At 62.5% G+C, this 10,533-nt stretch carries 10 protein-coding genes; 6 read left to right on the top strand and 4 right to left on the bottom strand.

Features of this window, described 5'->3' with window-relative positions; all coding sequences use genetic code 11:
* From VEJ16_16075 to VEJ16_16050, 6 genes are all read left to right on the top strand, one after another.
* A partial coding sequence (locus VEJ16_16075; protein ID HYB11180.1) for a F0F1 ATP synthase subunit delta occupies positions 1–124 on the top strand: 124 nt, incomplete at its 5' end.
* A complete protein-coding gene (atpA, locus tag VEJ16_16070) occupies positions 124–1,653 on the top strand; it encodes a F0F1 ATP synthase subunit alpha (protein ID HYB11179.1) in 1,530 nt (509 codons plus the stop codon). The genes VEJ16_16075 and atpA, both read left to right, overlap by 1 nt.
* Before the next feature lie 36 nt (positions 1,654–1,689).
* Complete coding sequence (locus VEJ16_16065) at positions 1,690–2,580, top strand: F0F1 ATP synthase subunit gamma (GenBank protein ID HYB11178.1); 891 nt, start codon at positions 1,690–1,692, stop codon at positions 2,578–2,580.
* 148 nt (positions 2,581–2,728) lie between these two features.
* Complete coding sequence (gene atpD, locus VEJ16_16060) at positions 2,729–4,153, top strand: F0F1 ATP synthase subunit beta (protein ID HYB11177.1); 1,425 nt, start codon at positions 2,729–2,731, stop codon at positions 4,151–4,153.
* 47 nt (positions 4,154–4,200) lie between these two features.
* Positions 4,201–4,605 carry a F0F1 ATP synthase subunit epsilon gene (locus VEJ16_16055; GenBank protein ID HYB11176.1) on the top strand — a complete coding sequence of 135 codons (405 nt, stop codon included), beginning with the start codon at positions 4,201–4,203 and terminating at the stop codon, positions 4,603–4,605.
* 127 nt (positions 4,606–4,732) lie between these two features.
* On the top strand, positions 4,733–5,554 hold the full coding sequence (locus tag VEJ16_16050) for a ferritin-like domain-containing protein (GenBank protein HYB11175.1): 822 nt from the start codon (positions 4,733–4,735) through the stop codon (positions 5,552–5,554).
* A 113-nt stretch (positions 5,555–5,667) separates the two neighbouring features.
* On the opposite strand, the gene VEJ16_16045 is transcribed toward VEJ16_16050, so the two are convergent.
* The 4 genes from VEJ16_16045 to VEJ16_16030 all read right to left on the bottom strand — a co-directional run bounded on the left by VEJ16_16045 (position 5,668) and on the right by VEJ16_16030 (position 10,517).
* Positions 5,668–6,510, bottom strand: coding sequence for an N-formylglutamate amidohydrolase (locus VEJ16_16045; protein ID HYB11174.1), 843 nt, complete (start codon positions 6,508–6,510; stop codon positions 5,668–5,670).
* 5 nt (positions 6,511–6,515) lie between these two features.
* Positions 6,516–8,570, bottom strand: coding sequence for a bifunctional aldolase/short-chain dehydrogenase (locus VEJ16_16040; protein HYB11173.1), 2,055 nt, complete (start codon positions 8,568–8,570; stop codon positions 6,516–6,518).
* A 128-nt stretch (positions 8,571–8,698) separates the two neighbouring features.
* Positions 8,699–9,202, bottom strand: a complete 504-nt coding sequence (locus VEJ16_16035; GenBank protein HYB11172.1) for an RNA pyrophosphohydrolase — start codon at positions 9,200–9,202, stop codon at positions 8,699–8,701.
* Positions 9,183–10,517: a divergent polysaccharide deacetylase family protein gene (locus VEJ16_16030; protein ID HYB11171.1), complete on the bottom strand. Its 1,335-nt coding sequence runs from the start codon at positions 10,515–10,517 to the stop codon at positions 9,183–9,185. Before VEJ16_16030 ends, VEJ16_16035 begins: the two co-directional genes overlap by 20 nt.
* Positions 10,518–10,533 lie beyond the last annotated feature (16 nt).

Genomic DNA, 10,533 nt, shown 5'->3' with positions numbered 1-10,533 from the left:
CAATCTCAAAGTCGATCCGGCTCTCGTCGGTGGTCTCGTTGTAAAAGTCGGGTCGAGGATGGTCGATAGCTCGCTAAGGAGCAAACTGCAAAGGCTACAGCTTGCGATGAAAGGTGTTGGCTGATGGAAATCCGGGCCGCGGAAATCTCCGCAATTCTGAAACAGCAGATCGCCAATTTCGACGCCCAGGCGGACGTGGCCGAGGTGGGTCAGGTCATTTCGGTCGGCGACGGCATCGCGCGCGTCCACGGCCTCGACAAGGTCCAGGCCGGCGAAATGGTCGAGTTTCCGGGCGGCATCAAGGGCATGGCCCTGAACCTCGAAACCGACAATGTCGGCGTCGTGATCTTCGGCTACGACCGCACCATCGAGGAAGGCGAAGTCGTCAAGCGCACCGGCGCCATCGTCGAGGTGCCGACCGGCCGCGGGCTGCTTGGCAGGGTCGTCGACGCCCTCGGTAACCCCATCGACGGCAAAGGTCCCCTCAAGGACGTGACGAACAAGCGCGTCGAGGTCAAAGCGCCCGGAATCATTCCCCGCAAGTCCGTGAGCGAACCGATGCAAACCGGGCTCAAGGCGATCGACAGCCTGATTCCAATCGGGCGCGGCCAGCGCGAGCTTGTCATCGGCGACCGTCAGACCGGCAAGACCGCAATCGCCATCGATACCATCATCAACCAGCGCGGCATAAACAGCTCGGGCGATGAGAAGCGCAAACTCTATTGCGTTTATGTGGCGGTCGGCCAGAAGCGCTCGAGTGTGGCGAAGCTCGTCAAGACGCTCGAGGATTTCGGTGCGCTCGAATATTCGATCGTGGTCGCCGCGACCGCATCCGAACCAGCGCCACTTCAATATCTCGCCCCCTATACCGGCTGCACGATGGGCGAATACTTCCGTGACAACGGCATGCACGCCGTGATCTTCTACGACGATCTCTCGAAGCAGGCGGTCGCGTACCGCCAGATGTCTCTCCTGCTCCGCCGCCCGCCGGGCCGCGAAGCCTATCCAGGCGACGTCTTCTATCTCCACAGTCGATTGCTTGAGCGGGCAGCGAAGATGAGCGACAAGCACGGCTCCGGCTCGCTCACCGCACTGCCGGTGATCGAGACCCAGGCGAACGACGTGTCGGCCTATATTCCGACCAATGTGATCTCGATCACGGATGGACAGATTTTTCTCGAAACCGATCTTTTCTATGCCGGAATCAGGCCGGCCGTGAATGTCGGCCTTTCGGTGAGCCGCGTCGGCTCGGCCGCCCAGATCAAGGCGATGAAGCAGGTCGCCGGTCGCATCAAGCTCGAGCTTGCGCAGTACCGCGAGATGGCCGCGTTCTCGCAATTCGCCTCGGATCTCGACGCCTCGACGCAGAGACTCCTCGCGCGCGGCTCGCGCTTGACCGAGCTTCTAAAGCAAGACCAGTATCAGCCGATGCCCGTCGAGGAGCAGGTGGCCGTGATCTTCGCCGGCGTGCGCGGCTTTCTCGACAACATCAAGATCGACGATATCCGCCGCTTCGAGAGCTCGCTGCTCTCCGAGCTCAGGGGGGGTGGCAAGGCGGTATCCGAGGCCATCCGCAACGATCGCGAGATCAAGCCCGCGACCGAGGAGAGTCTCAAGGGCATCATCGAGAACGTCGTCAAGGGTCTCGCCTGAGCCTGACAAACCCGATCACCCCAGGGAACGCGAGGGATGCCGAGCCTTAAGAGCCTGAGACAGCGCATCAGCAGCGTCAAACAGACGCGCAAGATCACGTCGGCCATGAAGATGGTCTCGGCGGCGAAGCTGAGGCGCGCGCAGGAACAGGCGGAGGCCGCTCGCCCCTATGCCGAGCGCATGGAAGCGATGCTGCGCTCGCTCGCCGCCAGCATGCGCAATCGCCCCGGTGCGCCCAAAATGCTGGTCGGCACGGGCAAGAGCGACGTGCACCTCATCGTTGTGATGACCGCGGATCGAGGCCTCTGCGGCAGTTTCAATTCCTCGATCGTGCGTGAGTCGCGGAGGCTCATTCGCGCGCTCGTGGGGCAGGGAAACACTGTCAAGATTCTCTGTGTCGGCCGTAAGGGTCGGGACCAGCTCCGCCGCGATTACGCGGCGATGATCGTCGATACTATTCAGGATGCCTCGCGCCCTCGCCCGACTTTCGAAACCGCCGACCAGATCGGCCAGCGCATCAGCGCGATGTTCGCGGCGGGCGAGTTCGATGCCTGCACCATAGTCTATAACAAGTTCAAATCGGCCATCGTGCAGATCGTCACGCGTCAGCAGATCGTGCCCTTTCTGGCGCCGGAGGCGCCCGCCTCCGAGGCTGCACCGATAGGGCCGACGGCCGTCTACGAGTACGAGCCCGAGGAGGAGGAGATCCTTGTCCATCTCCTTCCGCGCAATGTCGCGATGCAAATTTATCGCGCCCTCGTCGAGAGCAACGCGAGCGAGCAGGGGGCACGTATGTCGGCGATGGACAACGCAACCCGCAACGCGGGCGATATGATCAACAAACTTACGCTCAACTACAACCGTACGCGTCAGGCCGCGATCACCAAGGAACTCATTGAGATCATCTCGGGCGCGGAGGCGATTTAGATCATGATCGGTCCGGCGATTGATCCCCCAGCAAGTCCGCTCCCCTTGAGGGAGGGATCGGTGACGCAATAGCATCACCGAGAACAGGTCATCGGATACGATCACGTTTCGGCGAAGCGTGCACACTGGCTAGAGAGTGGAGAACAGAATGGCCAAAAACCTTGTCGGCACGATCACACAGATCATGGGTGCGGTCGTCGACGTGAGTTTCGAGGGCGACCTGCCCATGATTCTGAACGCACTCGAGGTCGATATCCCCGATCGCCGTCTCGTGCTCGAGGTCGCCCAGCATCTCGGCGAGGGCACGGTGCGCACTGTCGCCATGGATACGACCGACGGACTCGTGCGTGGCCAGACCGTGCGCGACACGGGGAACCCCATCACCATGCCCGTCGGGCCCGAAACGCTCGGCCGCATCCTCAATGTAATCGGCGAGCCGGTCGACGAACGCGGCCCCGTGGGTGCGACGCGGACATTGCCGATCCATCGGCCCGCACCCGCCTATGTGGATCAATCGACCGACGTTGAGATCCTGGTGACGGGAATCAAGGTCGTGGACTTGCTCGAGCCCTACGCGAAGGGAGGCAAGATCGGCCTGTTCGGCGGCGCCGGCGTGGGCAAGACCGTGCTGATCATGGAGCTCATCAACAACGTCGCCAAGGCCCATGGCGGCTACTCCGTGTTCGCCGGCGTGGGCGAGCGCACGCGCGAGGGCAACGACCTCTACCATGAGATGATCGAGTCGGGTGTCATCAAGCTCGATGGGCCGGGCTCGAAAGTGGCGCTCGTTTACGGCCAGATGAATGAGCCGCCCGGTGCGCGGGCGCGCGTCGGCCTCTCGGGCCTTACGGTTGCAGAATATTTCCGCGATGACGAGGGCCAGGACGTGCTCTTTTTCGTGGACAACATCTTCCGCTTCACGCAGGCGGGCTCGGAAGTGTCTGCTCTTCTCGGCCGAATTCCTTCCGCCGTCGGCTATCAGCCCACCCTCGCGACCGACATGGGTACCCTGCAGGAGCGGATCACGACGACCAAGAAGGGTTCGATCACGTCGGTGCAGGCGATTTATGTGCCCGCCGACGACTTGACGGACCCCGCCCCCGCGACCTCCTTCGCCCATCTGGACGCGACCACGGTGCTCTCGCGCCAGATCGCGGAGCTCGGAATCTATCCCGCAGTCGACCCGCTTGACTCGACCTCACGCGTGCTCGATCCACGCATCGTCGGCGAAGAGCACTACAAGGTCGCGCGCGAGGTGCAGCGCATTCTCCAGACTTACAAATCGCTTCAGGACATCATCGCGATCCTCGGCATGGAAGAGCTGTCGGAGCAAGACAAGCTCACCGTCGCGCGGGCGCGGAAAATCCAACGCTTCCTATCTCAGCCCTTCCACGTCGCCGAGGTTTTCACGGGCTCGCCTGGCGTCTTCGTCAATCTCGAAGACACCATCAAAGGCTTCCAGGGCATCGTCGAGGGCAAGTATGACGACATGCCCGAATCTGCGTTCTACATGGTGGGCACGATCGACGAGGCGATCGAAAAGGCCAAGAAGATGGCCGCTGAGGCGGCCTGACCCGTCGGGCGGTGGTTGAAGGACGATCGCGAGGAGACTCGAGCGCCATGGCAGAAAAACTACGATTCGAGCTCGTGAGCCCTGAGCGGCTTCTCCTTTCGGAGGAGGTCCGGATGGTCGTGATACCCGGCAGCGAAGGAAATTTCGGCGTGCTCCGTCGGCACGCGCCGTTCCTTTCCATGATTCGCCCTGGTGTGATCGATATTTACGACGAAAAGCAGGTAACCGAGCGGATTTTCATCGCGGGCGGCTACGCGGAAGTCACACCTGAGCGCTGCACCGTTCTGGCCGATTCCGCCATGCCGGTCGGAGAAATCGACCGCCCGAAGGTCGAATCCGAGCTCAAGAGTTTGCGCGAGGACTTGGAGGACGCCAAGGACGAGGCCGAAAAACACGGTGTTTCCGCGAAAATCGCCATCGCCGAAGCCAAACTCAAGGCTGCAAGCGCCTGACCCCCTACCCGAGAATTATCCACCGACCTCTCAACTCCCCTTGCCAGGGCGGGAGCGCCCTGCGGTATAATTGGGTGGGTGGTCAGGTTGCGGGAAACCAAGCTAACGCGAGCGCTGTGAGCTGTGCATGGCACACTGGTCGCTAGACGACATAGCCTGGGATCGCTTCGATCGCGCCAAGGTCGATCCCGATATCCTGAAAATCGTCAAGGCCGCGAGCCTCGTCGAGCATAACGGCTACGAATACGCCCGCTATCTCGAAAGCGTCTTTCAGGGCGACCCGAGCTTTCAGGAAGCGGCCTGGGTTTGGGCGAACGAAGAAGTCCAGCACGGCAAGGCGCTCGCCCGCTGGGCGAAACTCGCCGACCCCAGCTACGATTTCGACCGCGTGTTCGAACTTTTTGCGAGCAAAATCAGGCTCCCGACCGAGGCAACCCGCTCCGTGCGCGGGACGCGAACGGGCGAGCTTATCGCGCGCTGCGTGGTCGAAGTTGGCACAAGCTCGTATTATACCGCCCTAGCGGCTGCGGCTAAGGAACCGGTGCTCCAAGAGATTTGCAAGCACATCGCCGCGGACGAACATCGGCACTACAAGCTCTTCTACTCGCACCTCACCCGCTATATCGAAAGCGAGAGAATCGGACCGTTACGGCGATTCTGGGTGGCGATGTTCCGCCTTTTCGAGACCGAGGACGACGAACTTGCCTTCGCCTATTACGCGGCGAATCACGCGGGCGACGGCCCCTACGATCGCAGGCGTTACAAGGCCGCCTATGTGCGCCGGACTTACAGCTACTACCGGCCAAACCATGTGGAGCGCGGCATCGCCATGCTCCTCAAGGCGGTCGGACTCAATCCCCAAGGCCGGCTCAGCCACGGCCTCTCCAAGCTCGCCACGCGGTTCATGCAAAGCCGCGCGGAACGACTCGCTCGCGTCGACGTCTCGTGATCCTTGACCGACCGCGGATCGAAGGCCCACGACGACCGTCTCGTCAACTGTCAAAATCGCACGAATTGGGCGGCGGGCAAGATCTCGATCGCCCTTGTCGCTAAAGAAGACCCTCAGCAGACGCGCGCTCTCGCTGCCTCGACGAGGCGCATCGTGAATGCCTCGATATCTGCGCGCAATTTCTCGAAGCCCGCATTCAGCTCGACCGCCGCTTCATCAAGGTAGAGGGCGCGGTTGATCTCGATCTGCACCGAGTGAAATCCGCGCTCCGGTGCTGCACTCCGCCGCACGATCGCGGCACCTCTATAGGGGTCGTTGAGAACGACGCGGTATCCGAAATCGCGCAACGATCCGACGATGAACTCGACAAGCTCTCGCTCTGCGCTGGCGCCATCGAGATCGCCGATCACGAAATCGGCGCGCCTGCGCGCGCCGTCCGGAGTCATTCGGTTGCCGACAGATTTCATCGAGTGCCAGTCGATGTGCCAGACGAATCCGTAGCGCGTCTTGGCGCGGTCGAGTTCGGCGCGGAGTGCCCGGTGATAAGGCCAATAGACATTGTCGAGTCGACGTTTGACCTCGGCGACCGTAAGTTTCTCCGCGTGAACCTCGACGCCTGGCACAATGTCGCGGCGAATGAGGCCGAGTCCTCGGCGCGATTTCCCGGTCGGACGAAGGGTTCCGGGCCACGGCTCGGCAAGCAGTGATTCATCGATGTCGTCGTGCTCGCGGTTGGCATCGACATAGACGCGCGGGTAGTTCGCGAGGAGCACCGTAACCCCCCGTGCCGACGCATCGGCGATGAGTTCGTCGACATAGGCGTCCTCGCCTCGGCGCATCAGCCGCAACGGCGGCTTGAAGCGGAAATCCTCAGGGTAGTAACGCCCGCTGTGGGGAGAGTCATAGACGAGCGGCAGCCCTTCGGATGCGGGGACACGAAGCTCGAAGGGGTTCATCGCGATCATCGCAGCGCCGCGGCGACGTTCCCGCCGTCGCAGGTCAACACCGCGCCCGTGGTTTTCTCGGCGAGTGCCAGTGCCACGAAGCATTGCGCCACGTCTTCCGCTGTCACCTCCCGCTCGAGCAAATTGCCCGCCATGTATGTCCGCTCGCTGACGCCGCGCGCCTTGGCCCGTGCCGCGATCATCTCGTCATTGAGCAGGCCCGAGCGAATCCGGTCGGCATTGACCGCGTTCGAGCGAATGCCGCTCTTGCCGTAGTCGATGGCGTATTGCCGCATGAGAAAGAGCGTAGCCGCCTTCGGAAGCCCATAGGGGCCGAAATCGGGACCTGGATTGACAGCCTGCTTCGACGTGTTGAAAAGAAGGCAGCCCCCGGTTCCCTGGACTTTCATGATGCGCACTGCCTGCTGTGCGACGAACTGATGCGCCCAGAAATTAAGCTCGAAACTCTCACGCAATATCGCCTCGGTCACTTCACCGATGCGGCCTTGCCAAGCAGCGCCCGCATTCGAGACGACGACATCCACCCCGCCATAGGTCTCCGCAACACGTTCAAATGCGGACGCGACCTGTGCGCGATCGGTCACGTCGCACACTATCGCGAATCCGCCGATTTTTCGGGCAACTTCCTCGGCGAGCGCCGGGTCTCGATCGATGACCGCGACCTCCGCACCTTTCGCGGCAAACGCCGCCGCGGTGGCGGCACCGATGCCGCTTCCCCCACCCGTGACCGCCACGACTTGGCGCTGTAGGGGCTTTTCGGCACTCTTGCCGAGCTTCGCCTGCTCGAGCGACCAATGTTCCATATCGAAGACGTCGAACTCGCGAATACTCTCGAACCGACCGATGCGTTCGGCGTTTGTGATGACCTCGATCGTCGTCTCGGCTAAATCGGCTGCAATTCGCGCATCTTTGGCGGAGGCTCCGAACCCGAAGACGCCGACACCGGGCACGAGTGCCACGCGCGGCGCGCCGTCAAGCTCTTTGCGTTTCACGTCGGAGATCGCATTGTTGCGCACAAAATAGGCGTGATAGTCGGCCTTGTAGGTGTCGAATGCGACGCGCGCCGCGTCGGCGAAGCGATCGAGGCCGCCCGCGACCGGCGCTGGCAGGACGATCGGCTTCGGCTTGGTGCGAATTGCATGGTCGGGTGTGACGACCCCTTGCTGGCTATAGCGCGACAGTTCGGCTCCATTCACATAGTTGAGTACGTCCGAACCGTTGCGGTACGCTATGACGAATCGCCTGTACACCCCGCTTTCTGGTTTGACAGGAAGGGCCGAGAGGCCCCGCAGGATCGGCGCGATCTCGGCCGCGGTCGCGACGGATTTCGGCAGGGCCGCGACCTTGAACTTGCGATTATTGCCGCGCTCAAGCCGCACCTCGGCCAGAGTCACGAGGGCGATCATGCGTTCGTAGGCTTCTTGCGCACTCGCACCGAACGAGAAAATGCCGTGCTTCTGGAGCACCAACCCCTCGACGTCCGGGTGTGCTTCATGAACTTCGGCTGCGGCTTTCGCCAGCGCAAAGCCCGGCATGATGTAGGGGACGATGGCCACGCGCGATCCGTAGACCTCGCGGCAGATGGCATCGCCGTCCGGCTGGTCGCTGATCGCGAGAACGGCATTCGCATGGGTGTGGTCGATGAATTTGTGCGGCAGGAACGCGTGGAGGAGCGTCTCGACCGAGGGATTGGGGGCCGTGCTGTCGAGGAGGTTGCTGCGCTGGACGTTGACCATTTCTTCGTCCGTTAGCGACACCAGGCTACGGAGGCGCAAAAGGGGTGCGAGCCGGACGGCGGGCAGGCCCGCGGGCTCGATCCCGCCCATATCCCATCCGCTGCCCTTCACGCAGAGAACATCGACGATCTCGCCCAAAAGGTCCTTGACCGCGGTCTTGACGGAGGTATTGCCCCCACCGTGGAGGACGAGCCGCGGTTCGCCACCAAGGAGGCGGGTCGTGTAGACGCGAAGCGCCAAATCCTCGCCGATTCCCTTGTCGCCGTATCGCGCGACTGCTGTCTTGCTATCGTCGTCGGACCAAAGACTTTTCATCTCACTCCCCGCGATCCGTCGAGCGCATTTTCGCAGCCGCCGATCTGAGCGTTACCATATATGTCCAGGCCACTTCGTCGGGTTAGCACAATCGCCCCGGCGGGACCAGCAGGAACGCTGCGGCCGGCTCAGTGCAAATAGGTGCTGAACTCGCGAAGTACCGCCTCATAAAGCTCTCGCTTGAAGGCGACGATGAAGCGCGGCAGCGAGGCAGGCTCGACCCAGCGCCAAGCGGTGAATTCGCGATCGTGGTGTCGTTCGAGATCGATGTCGGCATCGGTGCCGAGGAAGCGGCACAGGAACCATTTTTGCTTCTGCCCCCGATACCGCCCGCCCCATGCCTCCGGGCGCACTGCGGGCGGCAGATCGTATGCAAGCCAATCCTGGCTTTCGGCGAGAATCTCCGCCTTGTCGGTCCCGACCTCTTCTTCGAGCTCGCGCAACGCCGCTTCCCGCGGCGTCTCTCCGCGATCGATGCCACCCTGGGGCATCTGCCACGCTTCGCCCGGCGTGTCGGCGCGGCGTCCCACGAAGACGAGGTTCCGATCGTTCACGAGCATGATCCCCACACCTTTGCGATAGGGCTGGCCCTCCGCAACGGCCGTGTCGGTGTCAGTTGGCTTTCTTGTCATCGCTCACCATTGCCGATACGGGTGCAAGCGCGATGCCTGCGTCGGCAAGTGTTTTTGTCCATGCGGCCACGCGCTCGATTGTCACGTTGTAGGGGAATCCCATTGCGATGGCGCTGCCCTTTTGCTTCGCCTCCTCCTCGACTGCGGCCAACGCCTGGGAGATCGCGGCGCGCGAGGGTTCGGTATCGATGAAACGCTCGTTCGATGCGGTCGGCATTCCGATCTGGGCCGCGATTCGCCCGGCCACGCTGCTTCCGGCGGAGTGGCTGTCGAAGAATAGAAGACCCCGTTTGTGAAGCTCCTCGAGTATCGGGCGTATATCGCGCTCCGATGCGGTGAATCTCGATCCCATGTAGTTCGTAACCCCGACATAACCCGTGAAGCGGGAGAGTTGCCAAGTCAGCCGCTGGAGGTTTTCAGCCGGTGAAAGTGTGGTGAGGAGCGCTTGGGGGCCTGGGTCGTTTGCGGGATAGCTTACCGGCTCCATCGGAGCGCCGAGCAATACTTCGTGCCCCGCACCGCGCGCCAGAGGAACGTATTGGTCGAGCCGCGTCGCATAGGGCGAAAAGGCAAGAGTGACGCCCCCCGGCAACTGACCGATCGCCGCTTCGGTTGCAGCACTCGAAATTCCGAGATTCCCGATCACGATGGCGACGCGGGGATGCGCGTCGCGGCGATCGAATGGCCGGGCGTAGACTTGCCACGGTTCACGTCCATCCGAAGCGACGCGGGGCAGGAGGCCGGCGCGAGTTTGCTCGGTGAGATCGGGAACCGGCGCCGGGACGAGTGCAATCTCCTCAAAAGGTTCCGGCGGCTTCGCATTCGATTGGACGGCGGCACTTAGGGACGTTGCGGGCGAAGATGCTGCAGGCGGGGCGGCGTCAGCAGGGGGTGATGCGTCGGGGGCAGGTGGCGTCGGCGCAGGGGGTGTCGCTGCGACGGGTGCCACCGCCGTCTGTTCAGTAACCGGTGCGGTTGGGGGTGCGGGTGCTGGTGCGTTCGCTTGCTCTGGCGTGGGTGGAGCCGTGGTTCCGCCATTCTCTGCGGCGGACGGGGCGACCGGTTGGGCCGCCTCCGTGGTGGGTGTTACATGGGATTCGGCAGAGGTGGGTGGTGGAACGGCCGCCGGAAGCGCTACGACCACCCCGGAATTGGTCCCAACCATCCCCATTACCGCAGGTGGTTCCACCTCCGGCGTGCCGGCGAACCATGCCCACGCAATTAAGCCGACGAAGAGGAGAGCGAGCACCGTGGCCGTCGCACCAAGGGCACTCAGCTTCGGGAACTTGCCCTCTTTCTCGCTTCCCTCATCCACGCTTCCGCCCTTGCAG

It is taken from the genome of Alphaproteobacteria bacterium (assembly GCA_035625915.1).
In the GTDB taxonomy this organism is placed as follows: domain Bacteria; phylum Pseudomonadota; class Alphaproteobacteria; order JACZXZ01; family JACZXZ01; genus DATDHA01.
The sequence above is the reverse complement of the archived record's forward strand: the minus strand, read 5'-3'. Positions and strand labels throughout refer to the sequence as shown.